The 15,716-nt window shown below is 60.4% G+C and carries 14 protein-coding genes and 1 tRNA gene; 10 read left to right on the forward strand and 5 right to left on the reverse strand.

Annotated features, from left to right (window positions below; genetic code table 11):
* A partial coding sequence (locus NKJ94_RS12130) for a COX15/CtaA family protein (protein ID WP_352525229.1) occupies positions 1-532 on the reverse strand: 532 nt, incomplete at its 3' end.
* A gap of 151 nt (positions 533-683) precedes the next feature.
* Here NKJ94_RS12130 and NKJ94_RS12135 point away from each other — a divergent pair.
* On the forward strand, positions 684-911 hold the full coding sequence (locus NKJ94_RS12135; RefSeq protein ID WP_352525230.1) for a DUF2842 domain-containing protein: 228 nt from the start codon (positions 684-686) through the stop codon (positions 909-911).
* On the opposite strand, the gene NKJ94_RS12140 is transcribed toward NKJ94_RS12135, so the two are convergent.
* Complete coding sequence (locus tag NKJ94_RS12140; protein ID WP_352525232.1) at positions 908-1,966, reverse strand: polysaccharide deacetylase family protein; 1,059 nt, start codon at positions 1,964-1,966, stop codon at positions 908-910. The two genes, NKJ94_RS12135 and NKJ94_RS12140, sit on opposite strands and share 4 nt — an antisense overlap.
* Positions 1,967-2,056: 90 nt before the next feature.
* Between NKJ94_RS12140 and NKJ94_RS12145 the strand changes: the two genes are divergently transcribed.
* Positions 2,057-3,286 (forward strand): GNAT family N-acetyltransferase, encoded by a 1,230-nt coding sequence (locus tag NKJ94_RS12145; protein WP_352525234.1) that lies wholly within the window; start codon positions 2,057-2,059, stop codon positions 3,284-3,286.
* A 20-nt stretch (positions 3,287-3,306) separates the two neighbouring features.
* Here the strand turns inward: NKJ94_RS12145 and NKJ94_RS12150 are convergent, their stop codons facing one another.
* The gene (locus NKJ94_RS12150; protein WP_352525236.1) at positions 3,307-5,556 is read right to left on the reverse strand and encodes a GumC family protein; all 2,250 of its coding nucleotides are present in this window, start codon (positions 5,554-5,556) and stop codon (positions 3,307-3,309) included.
* Between the two features lie 255 nt (positions 5,557-5,811).
* On the opposite strand from NKJ94_RS12150, the gene NKJ94_RS12155 reads away from it, so the two are divergent.
* The 5 genes from NKJ94_RS12155 to NKJ94_RS12175 all read left to right on the forward strand — a co-directional run bounded on the left by NKJ94_RS12155 (position 5,812) and on the right by NKJ94_RS12175 (position 10,570).
* Positions 5,812-6,375 carry a polysaccharide biosynthesis/export family protein gene (locus tag NKJ94_RS12155; protein WP_352525237.1) on the forward strand — a complete coding sequence of 188 codons (564 nt, stop codon included), beginning with the start codon at positions 5,812-5,814 and terminating at the stop codon, positions 6,373-6,375.
* A 12-nt stretch (positions 6,376-6,387) separates the two neighbouring features.
* The gene (locus NKJ94_RS12160) at positions 6,388-7,512 is read left to right on the forward strand and encodes a glycosyltransferase family 4 protein (protein ID WP_352525239.1); all 1,125 of its coding nucleotides are present in this window, start codon (positions 6,388-6,390) and stop codon (positions 7,510-7,512) included.
* 123 nt (positions 7,513-7,635) lie between these two features.
* A complete protein-coding gene (locus tag NKJ94_RS12165) occupies positions 7,636-9,171 on the forward strand; it encodes an undecaprenyl-phosphate glucose phosphotransferase (RefSeq protein ID WP_352525240.1) in 1,536 nt (511 codons plus the stop codon).
* Entirely contained in the window at positions 9,168-10,457 is a 1,290-nt protein-coding gene (locus tag NKJ94_RS12170) for an O-antigen ligase family protein (protein ID WP_352525242.1), read from the forward strand. The genes NKJ94_RS12165 and NKJ94_RS12170 overlap by 4 nt, the downstream gene beginning before the upstream one ends.
* A gap of 36 nt (positions 10,458-10,493) precedes the next feature.
* A tRNA-Pro gene (locus tag NKJ94_RS12175) sits at positions 10,494-10,570 on the forward strand.
* Positions 10,571-10,851: 281 nt separating this feature from the next.
* Here the strand turns inward: NKJ94_RS12175 and NKJ94_RS12180 are convergent.
* Complete coding sequence (locus tag NKJ94_RS12180) at positions 10,852-11,355, reverse strand: hypothetical protein (RefSeq protein ID WP_352525243.1); 504 nt, start codon at positions 11,353-11,355, stop codon at positions 10,852-10,854.
* On the opposite strand from NKJ94_RS12180, the gene NKJ94_RS12185 reads away from it, so the two are divergent.
* From NKJ94_RS12185 to NKJ94_RS12195, 3 genes are all read left to right on the forward strand, one after another.
* A complete protein-coding gene (locus tag NKJ94_RS12185) occupies positions 11,337-12,485 on the forward strand; it encodes an ImmA/IrrE family metallo-endopeptidase (protein WP_352525245.1) in 1,149 nt (382 codons plus the stop codon). The two genes, NKJ94_RS12180 and NKJ94_RS12185, sit on opposite strands and share 19 nt — an antisense overlap.
* A gap of 49 nt (positions 12,486-12,534) precedes the next feature.
* Positions 12,535-12,936 carry a hypothetical protein gene (locus NKJ94_RS12190; RefSeq protein WP_352525246.1) on the forward strand — a complete coding sequence of 134 codons (402 nt, stop codon included), beginning with the start codon at positions 12,535-12,537 and terminating at the stop codon, positions 12,934-12,936.
* A 440-nt stretch (positions 12,937-13,376) separates the two neighbouring features.
* Entirely contained in the window at positions 13,377-14,615 is a 1,239-nt protein-coding gene (locus NKJ94_RS12195) for a hypothetical protein (protein ID WP_352525247.1), read from the forward strand.
* 391 nt (positions 14,616-15,006) lie between these two features.
* Here NKJ94_RS12195 and NKJ94_RS12200 read toward each other — a convergent pair whose 3' ends face one another.
* Entirely contained in the window at positions 15,007-15,669 is a 663-nt protein-coding gene (locus NKJ94_RS12200) for a DarT ssDNA thymidine ADP-ribosyltransferase family protein (RefSeq protein WP_352525248.1), read from the reverse strand.
* Positions 15,670-15,716 lie beyond the last annotated feature (47 nt).

Raw genomic sequence — 15,716 nt, forward strand, 5'->3', positions numbered from 1 at the left:
GCGTCAGATGTGTCGCCAGCCGGTACTGGCTGACCGAAACCCGGTCGGCCAGCCCGGACGCCACCATCCACCAGCCTATCGCGCCCTGCAGGCCGCCGAGAAGGAGAATGCCCAGCAATTTCGTGCCGAGGCCGCGCTCGATGCGCCGCGTCACCCAGAAGAACAGCAGCGGCAAGGCGAAAACCACCCCGACACTGCGCGCCAGGATGCGGTGCACCCATTCCCACCAGAAGATCGACTTGAACGCCTCGATGCTCATGCCCTTGTTGAGTTCGGCATACTGCGGGATCTGCTGGTAGCGCTGAAACTCCTCCTGCCACTCGGCATCATTGAGCGGCGGGATGACGCCATGGATCGGCTGCCATTCGGTGATCGACAGGCCGGAATCGGTGAGCCTTGTGGCGCCGCCGACCAGCACCAGCGCAAACAGCACCAGGAGCACGACATAGAGCCAACCGCGCACCAGCGCACGGTTGCGAAGGTCGCGATCGCGGGCCGCGAAAGGCGCGGCGTCGGATATGGCAGCAGCCATGGGTTTGCCCCGGCAGTTGAAGTCGCGGATTGGTGAACCATCGCAACCCGGCTTGCAAGGCCGGGCGGCGCGGCACGCCGTCGCGCCGTTTCTGGCGGGTTGCGCGTATCGGCTGTTCGGCCTAAGCGATAGCGATCAACGAGATCGCGCCATGCCCATTCGCCTGAAAAAGCTGATCGGAAGCTTCCTGCTGGTTGTGCTGGTCGTCGTCTATGCGCTGGTCGCCTCAATCGTGGCGGTTGCGCAGCTGTCGCAGTCCGGGCCCCTGACGCACTTTATCTTCTTCCTGCTCAGCGGGCTTTTGTGGGTGCTGCCGGCAATGGGTATCATCAAATGGCTGATCCTGGAGCCGCGGCCGAAGGGCCGAGGCCACAGCTAGATTGTCACCACCATCTTGCCGGCATTGGCCAGCGGCGTCGTCACGCCCGACAACATGGTTCGGATGTGGGCGACGCTCTGATAGCGGCCATTGACCGAAATGCGCGGTAGGGCATGCAGGAAGCCGGCATGCTCGGCGCGGAGTATGCCGTGGCGGGTCGTCACCGCCGAGGCATAGCCGGCACCGCGGACAAGGCCTACTTCGCGGCGGCCGACGGCGCTGGCATAACCGTAGGGATAGGCGAAATGGTGCGGCGCCTCGCCGAGTTTGGCCTGCAATATGCGCTTGACGTCGCCGATCTCATGCCGCGCGTCGCTCTCGGAAAGCCGCTTCAGATTGCAATGATTGACGCTATGCGCGCCGATCGTCACCAGCGGGTGCGCGGCCATGGTGCGGATCTCGTCCCAATTCATCAGCGTGCTCGGGCGCAGCCCATCCAACTCGATGCCGTTCGAACGCGCCAGATCGCGCAACACCGCACGCTGATCCTGCTCGCGCACCTTCAGCGTCAGATAGGCGTGCAGGCGCGCATTGGCCTGGACCTTTTTTCCCGGACTCGAGCAGTCGACCGTCACCGGGCCGTCCGGCGTCGTCAGCGTCAGGCGATCGCGCGCATTGACGATGTCCTCGACCACGTCCCACCACAAATCGGCAGCACCGTCGATCAGTCCCGGCGCGACGTAGATGGTGATCGCCGCGCCGTGCTTCTCCAGCACCGGCAGCGCCTCGGTCATGTTGTCTCGATAGGCGTCGTCGGCGGTGATCGTCGCGAACTGGCCGTCCTTGTCGCCGGCCTTGATGCGCTCGATCGCCTCGTCTAGCGTGACGAACTTGTAGCCGTTCGCCTTCATGTCGGCGATCACGGCATCGAGAAACCCGGGCGCGATGTTCAAGTGGCGGTTGACGCCGTTCGGCTTTTCCGGCGTCGCGGTGACCCGATGCAGCATCAGGATGGCGCCGATGCCGCCGATAAACGGCTTGGCCAGAGGCGCGAGACCGGAATAGCGGGCGAGATTGAGCGCCAGTTTGCGGATTGCCTCGCCCCCGTCGATCATTCATTCACCTTTTGCGCCTAGGCTCATCAAGCATGGAAATGCCCCTGCGCGGACCTCCAATCGCGACGAATACGCCCTAAGGATTGAGGTATGGTTGACGCCACCGCGTCATTTGACGGCAATCGGCTGGCAGTCAGCGAGGCGTCGCCGTGTGCCTTGCCGGCCGACAAAGCCGGCCTGTCGACCTCGGTTGCCGATAGTGCGGCGCTGGCGGCGTATGCCGAATTCTGCTGTTCGGCGCTATTTGCCCCGGCGCAGAGCGCAGGCTGGATCCTGAACTGGGCCGCACATACCGGCGCCGACGTTGTCGTTGCGACGCTGCGCGCCGACGACAGGCCGGTTTTCTCGCTGGCGCTGGAGGTCACCCGCAGCGGAGCATTCCGCGTTGCCCGCTTCATGGGCAGCCGCCATGCCAACGGCAATTTTGCCGCCGCCGACCCGCAATGGCTGGCGAATGCCGATATCGCGGCGATCCGTTCGATGCTGGCTGCGATTGCCAAGGCGCGGCGCGACATCGATCTTGTCGCGCTGGAGCGGCTGCTGCCCGATCTCGACGGCGTTGCCAACCCGCTCTCCGCTTTGCCGCATTTTTCGAGCCCCAATCTGTCGCTGGCTGCCGGTCTTGTGGGAGGGTTTGATGCACTGCTCACCCGCGTGAGCGGCAAGCGCAGGCGCAAGAAGCATCGCTCGCAGGCGCGCAAGTTCGAGGCCGTCGGCAGCCATCGCCGCATCGAGGCGAGGACTGCGGACGAGGTGAACAGGCTGCTCGACGCCTTTTTCGAGATGAAGGAATTCCGCTTCCGCAAGATGGGCATCGCCAATGTTTTCGGTGAAGCGGAGGTGCGCGCTTTTTTCCGCTCCCTGTTTACCGAGGCGCTTCAAGAGGAAAACCCGTCCTTCGTGCTGCATGGACTGGAAGTCGCCGGCAAGCTTCGTGCGGTCACCGGCTCGAGCCGTTCGGGCAAGCGGCTGATCTGCGAATTCGGGGCGATCGCCGAGGACGACCTCGCCCACACCAGCCCGGGCGACTTCCTGTTCTTCGACAACATCCAGGAAGCCTGCGAGGCGGGTTTCGAAATCTATGATTTCTCGGTCGGTGACGAACCCTACAAGCGATTGTGGTGCGATGTCGAAACGCAGCATTTCGAGGTCCTGGTTCCGCTGACGCTGAAAGGTCGCGCGCTGGCGCTTGCGCTCAGGCACGGCGCGCGCCTGAAGGCGTTCATCAAGCACAGCCCGACAGTCTGGAAGCTGACCAAGCTGCTGCGCCGCAAGGCAGTTGGGCAGACAGCGCCGGTCGCAGGCGAAAACGACAGCTGATTTCGATTGAGAAAACCGTCTCAGGCCGCCGAGCGCCGTCCCGGCATCGGTCCCGGCGCCACATGGCCGATCGGCGTCACCAGCGTCAGGTCGGGATAGCCGCTCTCGATGAGCGCGACCGCAGCCTGCGCCACCTCGTCGTCCGGCTCCAGCATGGAGAGCAAGACCTCGGTGCCCTCGCCCACCAGGCGGCTGATGCCTTGCGCGTCGGCCGGTCCGCATTCGACCACGACCAGATCATAGGCGGTGGTCAGCGACTGCATGATGATCGGCAGCCGGTCGGCGGCGCGCATGGCACGGACCGGATCGGCTGTGCCGACGGGAATAACGTGGCAGTCCGAATAGAGATCGGGGTGGATCACATCGCTGAACTGCGCTTGCGAGGCTAGCAGATCGGTGATGCCCGGAAACAGCCCGCTGTCCAGCATCGGCCGCGAGGCAGCACCCGAAGCGGTGAGATCAAGCAGCAGCACGCGCAACCCAGCGTCGGAGACTGCGCGCGCCACCAGCACCGCCGAGGCGGCCGCCTCGTCACCTTCCGGCGACACGAATATGGCGCGTGCGGCACCAGTGGCGATCAGTTTTTCCGTGGCCTTGTCGACGTCGACCTCGCCGAGGGTAGAACGTTCCGCTTCAACGTCTCCAGCAGCCATTTCAGAGTACTCCGGTTCGATTTTCTCGGCAGCCGCTTCCGCCACCGCGACGGGTTCCGGCTCCACTTTGGTTTCAATGATACCGTCGTCGTCGGTCTCATCGATCTCGGCGACTGCCGGTTCGGGCCGGGCAACCGGCGGGTCGGGCTGGGCAATTACGCGTTCGGCCTGGGCAGCCGGCATCGCAACCTGCTCGATGTGCTCGAAATGGGCGCCGGCGGCCGGACGCATGGCGCGGCCGGAAAACAGTTCCTGCAGCAGCGTGACAATCGCCATGAGCAGCAACGAACCGACAAAGGCCGCACCGACAATCGGACCAATCTTGGGGAAATAGGGTTCGGTCGGCACCTGGGCCTTCGAAAATACGCGAGCGTCGACAGGCAGGTAGTTGCGATCCTTGCGTGCGGCGGCCTGGAGATAGCTGGACGAATAGAGATCGAGCTGCTGGCGCTTGGTCGCGGCGTCACGCTGCAGCGCATCGAGTTCCACCTGCTCTTCGCCGGCGCGGGCGGACTCCGCCTTCAGCGTGTTGACGTCGGCCACAAGTTGAGCCTCTCGCGCCTTCGCCGTATCGGCCTGCGCCATCAGACCCTTCATGATCTTTTCCGCTTCGTTGCGAATCTGGCGGTCGAGATCGGCGAGCTGCGACTTCAGCGCGCGGATGCGCGGATGATTGTCGAGCAAGGTGGTGGAGAGGTCGGCGATGTTGTTCTTGAGTTCGACTTGCCGCTCGCGCAGGCGCTGGATCAGGTCGGAAGACAATACCTCCGGCACGGCGTCCAGCGAGCCGCCATTGCGCAGCGCCCTGCGCACGCTGTCAGCGGTCGCTTCCGCCGAAGCGCGGTTGGCGCGCACCCGTGACAGTTCGCTCGACAATTCAGACAGCTGCTGAGTGGCAAGCACCGAATTGTTGCCGCCCATCAAAAGATCGGACTGCCCACGGAATGCGGCAACCTTGGCTTCCGCCTCCTTCACCCGATTCTGCAAGTCGGCGATTTCCGGCGCCAGAAAGTCGGTGGCGGCGGAATTCGATTCGAGCTTGGCATTGCCCTTGGAGGCGATATAGGCGTTTGCAATGGCGTTCGGGATCGCGGCGGCAAGCTTTGGATCCTCTGACGAGAACTCGATTGCGATCGCGCGGGTTTTTTCAACGCCATAGACGTTGAGCTTCTCATGCATTGCGTCCAGCACGCGCTCTTCCAGCGGAATCTCGAAGGGATCGCTTTTCAAACCAACGAGGACAAGGGCGCGGCTCAGGGCCGACATCTTCAGCGTCTCGTCGAATTCGGGCAATTTCGCGAGGTTGAGCTTCGCCGCCACCTGTTTGAGGATGTCAGGGGACGAAATGATCTGGACCTCGGTGGCCACAGCCTCTTCGTCGGGAATCGACCTCTCGTTGTCGTTGGCACCGGCTGGCCGCGTGAACTCCGATTCGCGAGGTCCGATCTCCAGCTTGGCTGCCGCCTTGTATTCGGGCGTTGCAAGCCAGGCGAGCGCAAAGGCCAGGCCGGTTACAACCAGCGCGACGACAAGGATGCGCAGCCAGTTTCGCGCCAGGCTGGCGAAAAGCTGCCTGAGATCGACGTCGACATCTGCGGCCGCGGATTGAACGGACATGCATCCCTGCTCCGGTACTGAGTCAGGGTGCAGCGTAAACAACTATGGTAACTCAGTTGTTAATATGGCGGTAAGCACCTGTTAGGTTTTACTGACAAGCCGCAAACAAGAGGCTGAAAACCATCTGCATTTATCGATCCGCCCCGCATCGGCCCTGCGCCTTTACCGGCCATTAACCCTAACAGGATGATAACCGAGCTCGATCGTTAAGGTTTGCCGCAGAGTCGCCGGCTATTCAAAGGTACGTGTCCGCTCATGAAAAGCACTGCTCCCCTTTTCCGCGCGCTGCTTGCCGTATCGATGCTTTCGGGCTGCTCCAGCTACCGGCCGACGCCGGCTGCCTTCCATGAAGTGCTCGACCAGCCCTATCGCCTCGGTGCCGGCGACCGCGTCCGCGTCACCGTATTCGAGCAGGACGGATTGACCAACACCTACAGCGTCGACCAGTCCGGCTATCTCTCGCTGCCGCTCGTAGGCAACGTGCCGGCGCGCGGCCACACCGCCCAGCAACTCGAGGGCGAGATCGCCGAGAAACTGCGCCAGGGCTATTTGCGCGATCCTGACGTTTCGGTCGAAATCGATCGCTACCGGCCGATCTTCGTCATGGGTGAAGTGGGTGCGGCGGGCCAGTATTCCTATGTTCCGGGCCTGACCGTGCAGAAAGCCATCGCCATCGCCGGCGGATTCACGCCGCGCGCCAACCAAGAAAGCGTCGACATTACCCGCGACATCAACGGCAAGGTGATAACCGGACGCGTGGTGACCTCCGACCCGCTACTGCCCGGCGATACAGTCTACGTTCGCGAACGCCTGTTTTGATGTGCTGACCAAGTGGCGGACACACTCAGGATCGTCCACTGCTTTCGCTCACCGGTCGGAGGCATCTTCCGGCATGTGCGCGACCTGACCGAGGCTCAGGTCGCCGCCGGCCATGCCGTCGGCATTGTCTGCGATTCGACGACGGGCGGTGATTTCGAGGAACGGCTGTTCGAACAGATGAAAGGCAGCCTGGCACTCGGCATTCACCGCACGCCGATGCAGCGGCATGTCGGGCCAGGCGATCTCGCGTCGGCCCGGCGCACCTATAGGATCATAAAAGAATTGCGGCCGGACGTGCTGCACGGGCATGGCGCCAAAGGTGGCGCCTATGCCCGTCTGTTCGGCTCATTGTTGCGGGTATCCAGGTCTCGCGTAGCCCGCCTCTATTCGCCGCATGGCGGTTCGCTCCACTATGACGAGACCACCGCCATGGGGAAGCTGTTCTTCGCCCTCGAGCGCTTCATGGCTCGCTTCACCGATTGCCTGCTGTTTGTTTCCGATTATGAGCGGCGAACTTATCGCAGGAAGGTCGGCGAGCCGCCCATTCCGAACGCGCTCGTCCACAACGGCCTGCGCGCCGCCGAGTTCGAGCCGGTGCGGACCGAACACAATGCGGTTGACCTCCTCTATATCGGCATGATGCGCGACCTCAAAGGCCCGGACATCTTCATCGATGCGCTGGGGCTAGCCGCAACACGACTCGGCCGCCCATTGAAAGCGCTGATGGTCGGCGACGGCGACGACCTGCCGCGCTATCGCGCCCAGGTAAATCAGCTCGGCCTCGACGTCAGCTTCCTGCCGCCGATGCCAGCCAGGCTCGCCTTCGCGCTGGCCGAACTGGTCGTCGTTCCCTCGCGCGCGGAAGCCATGCCCTATATCGTTCTGGAAACGCTCGCCGCCGGCAAGCCGCTGATCGCGACATCGGTCGGCGGCATACCGGAAATCTTCGGCACCGGCTCCCCTGCCCTGATCCGGCCCGACCCGCGCGAACTTGGCAACAAGATAAGCGCTGCGCTGGCCGATCTTGACGCCTACAAAGGCCTGATGCCCGGCGCCGCCGACCTCAAGGCACGCTTCGGCGCCAATGTAATGGCCACCGAAATCGAAAAGGCCTATTTCGCCGCGCTCAGACAGTAGAGCAACTGATTTCCACTCGGCCGCAAAATGCTCCCGGTGAAAGCGTCTCCAAAGCCATCTGTTGTTTCAAGGGTTTCTTAGCTCTCTTTTGCTATTCACCTGAGGGAAACCTACGGACGCCCCATGAACGAAATCGACCCCGCGCGCCGTTTTTCGCTAGACGCGGTGCGCAAATTCGACGCCCCTGCCGAGAACAACACGGCCGGCGGCATGAACGACGTCGCCCGTCAGGTCGCCTCGCAATACCGGCGCGATACGATGTCGCCGATCATGGTGAGCGGCGTCCTGCGCATGGTGGAATTCGCGCTGCTGTTGGTGTCAGGTCTTGCCGTCTATTTCTATTATGTCGGCTTTTTCAACTATCTTGCCTGGCAATACTCGCTGACGATCGCCGCCACCTCGTTCCTCGCGGTCGTTCTGCTCGACGTCACCGACTGCTACCAGATCGTCGCGCTGATGCGGCCGATCGCCAATTTCGGCCGTCTTCTGCTGGTTTGGGCCGGAACCTTCGCCTTGATGGCGCTCACCGCCTTCACCATGAAAATGTCGGAAGACTATTCGCGCCTGCTCTTCGGCACGTGGTTCGTTATTGGCTTCGTGCTGATCCTGGGTCTCAGGCTGGTGATGTCGAAGCTGATCCGGCGCTGGGCGCGCGACGGGCGCATGGAGCGCCGCGCCGTCATCGTCGGCGGCGGAAAGGCGGCGGAGGTGCTGATCCGCTCAGTCGAAAAGCAGCCCTACAACGACATCCGCATCTGCGGCATCTTCGACGACCGTGGTGACAAGCGTTCGCCGCCGGTTGTCGCCGGCTATCCCAAACTCGGCACGATTTCCGAGCTCATCGAATTTGCCCGCATCGCGCGCATCGATATGCTGATCGTTTCGCTGCCGCTGACCGCCGAATCGCGCGTGCTGCAATTATTGAAGAAGCTGTGGGTGCTGCCGGTCGACATCCGGCTGTCGGCGCATTCGAATGCGCTGCAGTTCAGGCCGCGCGCCTATTCCTACATCGGCTCGGTGCCGATGCTCGATATTTTCGACAAGCCGATCAACGACTGGGATTCGGTCGCGAAACGCGCCTTCGACATCGTCTTTTCGATCATCGGCATCATCGTGTTCTCGCCGGTGATGCTGGCGACCGCGATCGCGATCAAACTCGACAGCAAGGGGCCGGTGCTGTTCCACCAGAAGCGGCACGGCTTCAACAACGAGATCATCGAGGTCTACAAGTTCCGGTCGATGTACACCGACAAGGCGGACCCGACGGCGAAGCAGACCGTGACCAAGAACGATCCGCGCGTCACCCGCGTCGGCCGCTTCATCCGCAAGACCTCTATCGACGAATTGCCGCAGTTCTTCAATTCGCTGTTCGGTTCTCTGTCGCTGGTCGGGCCGCGCCCGCACGCCATTGCCGCGCAGTCGCACAACCTTCTCTACAATGAGGTGGTCGACGGCTATTTCGCCCGCCACAAGGTCAAGCCCGGCGTGACCGGCTGGGCTCAGATCAATGGCTGGCGCGGCGAGATGGACACCAACGAGAAGATCCGCATGCGCACGGAATACGACCTCTATTATATCGAGAACTGGTCGCTGCTGTTCGATCTGAGAATCCTGTTCCTGACGCCGATCCGCCTGCTCAACACGGAAAACGCGTATTGAGCGCGATGGCCTACGAATTGCCGGCGGCAGCGGTCAACGCCAAGCTGATCGCCCTGATTGCGTCGGGGGCGGTTTTCCTCGGCGTCTTCCTATCTGGTTTCGTCATTGCCGAGCCGGCGCCATACGACCTCTATATGATCGGGCTGATCGTGGTGTGGCCCTTGTTCGGCCTGCGCATCCAGCGCGCGGCGGTGCCGCTGCTCGTGCTGCTGGTGATCATGAACGTCGGCGGTATGATCTCGATGACGCAGATGTCGGACCTCGCCGGCACGCCGCTCTATCTCGCCGTCTCGCTGTTCCTGGCCCTCACCGCGGTTTTCTTCGCTTCGGTCACTGCCGTCCAGCCCAGTCTCTACCGGGTGATCTTCGTCGCCTATGTGGTGTCGGCAGTGCTGACTTCGCTGGTCGGCATTGCCGGCTATTTCCATGCCTTTCCAGGAGCGGAGATCTTCACCAAATACGACCGTGCCGCCGGCGCCTTCCAGGACCCGAACGTGTTCGGGCCGTTCCTGGTGCTGCCGGGCATCTACCTGCTCTATCTGCTACTTACGGGTTCGATCGCGCGCATGCCGCTATTGGCGTTGCCGCTGCTGATCATCACCGCCGGCATTTTCTTTTCCTTTTCGCGCGGCGCCTGGGGCATGTTCGCCGTTTCGGCGATTCTGCTGACCGGGGCCTTGTTCCTGCAGAGCGCCAGCGGCAAGTTCCGGCTGCGCGTCGTCGTCATGACCATCGCCGCCGTCGCGCTGCTGGTCGTTGCAATGATCGTCATCCTGCAGCTGCCGGGCGTGGCGGAGATGTTCTCGAACCGCGCCCAACTCGAACAAAGCTACGACACCGCCCGCCTCGGCCGCTTCGCCCGCTACACGATCGGCTTTCAGATGGCACTGGAGCATCCGTTCGGCATCGGCCCGCTCGTCTTCGGCAAGATCTTCGGCGAGGACACGCACGACATCTGGCTGAAGATGCTGATGGATTACGGCTGGCTCGGCTTCGTGTCGTTCCTGACGCTGACGTGCTGGACGATCGCCGCCGGCTTCCGCATTCTGCTGCGCGACCGGCCCTGGCAACCTTATCTCCTATGCGCCTATGTCGCCTTCATCGGCAATATCGGGCTCGGCACCTTCATCGACATCGATCACTGGCGGCATGTCTACCTGCTGCTCGGGCTGATCTGGGGCGCCATCGCGCTCGAATACCGCCATCAGTGGCAGTTGCGGGCGGCGCGGCGACCGGCAGCTGCAACTACTGTTGCTTCGGGCAGGACAGCAGCCGAATTCGGTTGACCGGACCCGGTCTATCACGATACATCGCGACCGGTCCGGAGTGTAGCGCAGCCCGGTAGCGCACTTGACTGGGGGTCAAGGGGTCGTCGGTTCGAATCCGGCCACTCCGACCAAATAAGCCCTTGAAAAATAGGGCTTATTTGAAATCCGGGGAAGCTAGCAACGACGCGAAACCGGGAAATTGGGGCCTTTCTGGGGCCTTTTCCTTTCCATTACAGTGGCATTTTGGGGCCATGCCGCAATCCGGTTCCTTCGCCGTCATGATTGCGGGGCATCGAGTCGCGCGGCTTGACGCGCGCCAAGATCGCCGCGCAGGCGCAAGTCAGCCGCGCGCTACAACGCGGCCTAATCGCCAGAAGACGCCACCGTGAAGGCGCCCTGCGGCTGGGGGCCGCTATTTGCTTATGGCGTCTTCCTTGATCGCCGCCACATCTGTTGATAACTCCCCGTAGACAGTGCGGGTCCGGAGGAACAGAATGAACATTGCTACTGGGAGGGGGACAAAATGGATTATTGTTGCGGCGAACGACAAACTGCGACCCATGCAGGACGTGTCCAGCGCGGCATAGAATGAAAAATAGAGCGCTGTGAGCGCGAAGAAGAATGTGCCCACCGCGCAGCCATTGATCCAGTTTTTTAGACCTCCATCAATTATTATGACCTGACGCTTTGCGGCTTCTATTCTTTTTCTTAAATCGGCAGTAACGGTCGCGCTTGCATATTTCCTAAAGCCGATCAGTTGCTCGATTGCCGTAAGTCGACGTGTGATCGGAAGGCGCGGCAGGATGCTGAACTCACGAAGAATTGGCAGCGCCAAATTGAGGCCAAAGGCCAATTGTAAAAGACCCGAGAACTCATTCAGACGGAAACACTCTGTGGTTGCTGATTGAAATGGCATTTACCCTGATCCCCCATCCAAGCGCTGTCGCCAAGATTCGCAAGGCTCGCCAGATGTCACAAGAAGCAGTGGCAATCGAGGCGAACATTCCCCTGGCGACCATATCGCAAATTGAAACTGCGCCCACAGCCATCAGCAAGCGCATGGCGTTTTCTGTGGCCAAATCCCTTGCAGTTCCGATTCAGTCTTTGTTTTCCGATGACGTTGAGGTCGACACTAACATCCCGGATTTCCGGACCGCAGGAAATCGGCCAGCGGTTCTGACCTCATCCGGATTGGCTCGCCTTGCTCGAACGCGCTCAATTACAAACTATCTGGCAGACGACACGTTCGATCAGGATGCGCGCTTTCAGAATGTGGGCACAGTCCGTGTAGGAGATACTGATCGGGCGATCGCCTTGATTTCGGCACTGTATAGACCGGTGAGGCGTCCCAGCGGTGCTGTCGATCCGAAAGATACTTTCCGCGAAACGCGCGTTTCGCTGGAATCTAGCGGGATAATTGTTCTCTGCGACCGGGTGAGCGACGCTTTCCGGGGATTTTGCTACGCCATGCCGCGTGAATTCCCAGTGATCTTTGTCAATACGTCCGGTCAGCGGCCAGCGACGAAACTGTTCACGTTACTCCATGAGGCCGTTCACGTCGTCACCGGGTCGACAGGCATTTCCGACCCGAGCATCTTGAACAACCGACTTGAACGTTTTTGCAACAGCGTCGCAGCAGCTGTCATGATGCCGTCGGACGAGTTTCAAGCATTCTATTCGCGTGTCAAGAATCGCGATGTTAGAACCGCTGTGGACAGCCTTTCCCGCCAGTTTGGCGCCAGCAAGCAGGCCACCGCGCTTCGGGTCACAGATCTTGGGATAGATACCGAATTTTACACAAAATGGTCGGCATCGTTGCCCGCCAAGGTGCCGCCCATAGAAGAGGAAGATGAGGACGAGAGCGAGGGTGGCGGCGGCGGGATCAGTTCTCAGATCGCACGATTTGGATACCTCCTTCCAAACATGCTCATCGGGGCGGTCAAGAGTAAAGCGATCTCCCAGTATGACGCCTACCGGCTGACAAACCTCAAGCCTTCCACGATATCGCAGATTGCCGAGATCGGTCTGAACCGGTTGGGGCAATAGCTTGCCGAAAGAGGGGGATATCCATTTCGTTCTTGATCTGGAGGGCTGCATGTATCACAGCGCAGCAGGCGGCAATCTGAAAGCGAATTTGTTTCTCAGAGCACAGGATGAACGGGTCGTGATCTCAAAGGAGGTATTCGATCAGGTCAGAGATTTCGACAAAGAGCTTGCCGACGAAATCAGCGCGTCGGAAATCGAGGTCTTGGAGATCGACGGCAACGTATATGCGGCGGCTGTGAGTCTGACCGAACTTGTTCTTGCTCAGGGGCATCCGATGAACGCAGCTGCAAATGAAAAGATGCCGCTGATCGCCCTCGTGCACTGTGCGCAAAATGGAACCATGCCAAAATGCGCGATGGTGTCAGCAGACACAGGCACTCATGCTTCCTCCATGAAGTCGCTGTGCGAGACAATCGGCATACCCTTTATGGATGTTGCCGGAGGAATTTGAACCTGAATGGCAAGATCGCGGGAGGAATGGGCGAACGATTCCAGCATATTTTTTCGATTGCGGGATTCCGTGATTGTGCTCGCGCGGGGAGCCAAGAAGTACGAAGATCGCGCCAACTATGCTGCCGAGCGGCTTCTGCCACTGCGGGCGGCCGACTTTCCTGACGATCTCCAGAAACATTTCATAACCATCGAACGCCTTATTCGAGAGGCTGTGTTTCAATTTCCCCTAGGTCCGCTTTTGCAGATGGGCTCGCTGTCCCCAAAAAATCGAAGGCTATTCGTTGATAGCATTTTCGCTCTCCATGAACCCATGGTTGATGAGCGAGCGAGACGAGCGCGCTCACGATAACCCGCCCCGACGCCCCATAGCGGCTGCCTCAGTAATGCGCATAGAGCTTCACCAAGGTCAGTTCCCGCCGGGCCGCCATTGACTACCGGTTGGCGAAAGATGCGGGTTTCGCCGAGCAGAACCCAGAATCACGGCAAGGGCTTTACCGGATGAGCAAGCAACGGAGCTTCAAGAGGCGTCAGTGCGTCTTCTGCGGGCAACCTGCGACCAACAAAAATCGAGAACATGTACTGCCCAAATGGCTACTCGAACTAACCGGCGATCCGAGTCGAGTGGTGACGATGGCCATCAACCCAGAGTCCGGCGAACCGATTAAGTTCGCTTGGTCCGCCTTGGTTATGCCCGCATGCAAGGCGTGCAATTCTGAATACGGCGCACTTGAGGAGACGGTTAAGCCTATCGTCCTGGCTCTGCTGGACAGAAGGCCGATAACCTCACGTCAGGCATTCGCTCTCCTCGACTGGCTCGACAAAGTTCGCGTCTGCCTTTGGCTTAGCCAGATCATCCTGCAGAGCACCATGGAGACGATCGACCCTCATCTCCATGTAGGCAACAGGATAGGTAAGAAGGATCGGCTGCTCTATTTGTATACGATCGATGGGAGCGGCAAAGGGTTGAACGGCTTTGGGATCGACAGCCTGATCTTTCAGCACCATCCCAGCAGCTTCGCCCTTAGGGTGAATGATATCATCCTGTTCAACGCGTCCAGCGATTATGCGTTTTCTCGCGGCTGTGGCTTTTGGCATCCGGAACGTGTCGAAAGGTACATCGACGGTGAATTCGCGGGGCTCGTGGGCTTCCTCGGTGACGCGATGACGAGGAAAATCGCGCACCCGGTGGTTGACTATCCCCTCTTAAAGGCGGCCCTTCGTATTGTTCAACCCATCGCCCAGCGCGGCGGGGGCGGTGAGTTCCTCGGCCCATTGCGACAGAACGAGAGCTATCATCTCAACCACATGTCGAATCCCTCTCGCGGTGCCGGAATTATCTTCCGGCAACTCGATGATAGGGTCCTTCCCATCTACGATCCTGATGCCCGACTGGAATTTGAGAGCGTGGATCCCGTCACCAATGGCAACGTTGGCGAAATCGTCGCACAGGTGTACCGCTTTCAGGTACATCTTTTGCAAAAGGCTGGGGAGCCAGTTGGAATCGAGGCCGCCATTGCTCACGCCGAGTCTATGTCAAACATCATGGCGATGACCAATGAAATGAGAGCCATGCTGGTGGAAACAGGACGGACATCGGACCAAGGCCCAGACTACGTGGCACGAGCATTCCGTGACGCAATGGCCGCAGCGAAGCGTCCATCTGAGACGAGCGGGTAAGCAGTCCAAGGCCGGTCATGGCCGCGCCCCGCTGCCATTGGCATTGCGGCGGGCGGCGGCCTCGACCGCCTTGTCGATATTTTCCTCGCGCATTTCTTTGACGGCCCGCCGGCAAGGTAGCGCTCGATTTCGCTGCGCATATACCTCAAAGATGGCCGGCCGCTCGGCGCAGAGCCGGATTTCACAAGCGAATCTCGATTTTGCATCCACAGACTGGAAAAACTCCCCCTCGGATTTTTTAGAGCGGCAGAAAAAAAATTCTCCGCGTGGCGGCCCCGCGGGCCCTGCAAACGGCGGCTTTGGTGACTTTGCACCGCCCCCCATGCTAAACTAACGCTTAGGTCGAAAGCAGCCGTTCACGGCTGACGTGTCGCTAAACCGCTTCGCGGACCTAGCCCCATGCTGAGTAGTCATTCCAAAACCGGGGCTTAAACTCCTGCTCCTGAACCTTGCGTTCCGGGCCGGGCAATCGGTTCAGTTCCGCTTGAACGGCTTCAACCAGGTTACGTCGTTCAACCCATGCGTAGAGAATAGATTCGGGCGGGATTGGTCCGAACACCTGCACCTCCGCATCGGGATGGGTCGTCAGACAGTCTGGAATGCCGGTCTCCTTTCGGTAGGACGCTCCCTGGAACTGCGGGTGAGACATGTCGTCCAAAAACATCTGCGCAAGGCCCCAAGGGCCGTCCAAACGGCCTCTGTGCTCCTTCATTGCCCGCCTCGCTGCGTTGCGGCTGCAAAATCGGCAGTTGTGCGTCCAGAGGATACTCGGATCGAGAAGGAGGACGACCCAATCGGTCCGCCCACAGGTCTTTTGCTTCGCCATGAACATTTCGTAGTTGATTGCAGAAATCGATACCGAGTTGGCCTCGTACTTCTCGTCGGGCCTGTGGCTAGCGCTCGTGAAAGCGCCGAGGCCGCGCGCATGCAGATCCGCGCGCGAAAGAAGGCCGTGCGTGACGATGCTGTGCAGGTTCCCAAATTGGGTGAAGTGCACCAGATACTGGATTCCGCGCAGCGCGACCTCATGCCTAATATCTTCCCTGTAACCCATCCCAGCTTGCCAATTCCGTCTGTTGCGCCACGAACAATGTAGCTCTT

The organism is Mesorhizobium sp. M0060, from assembly GCF_040323155.1.
Classification (GTDB): domain Bacteria; phylum Pseudomonadota; class Alphaproteobacteria; order Rhizobiales; family Rhizobiaceae; genus Mesorhizobium.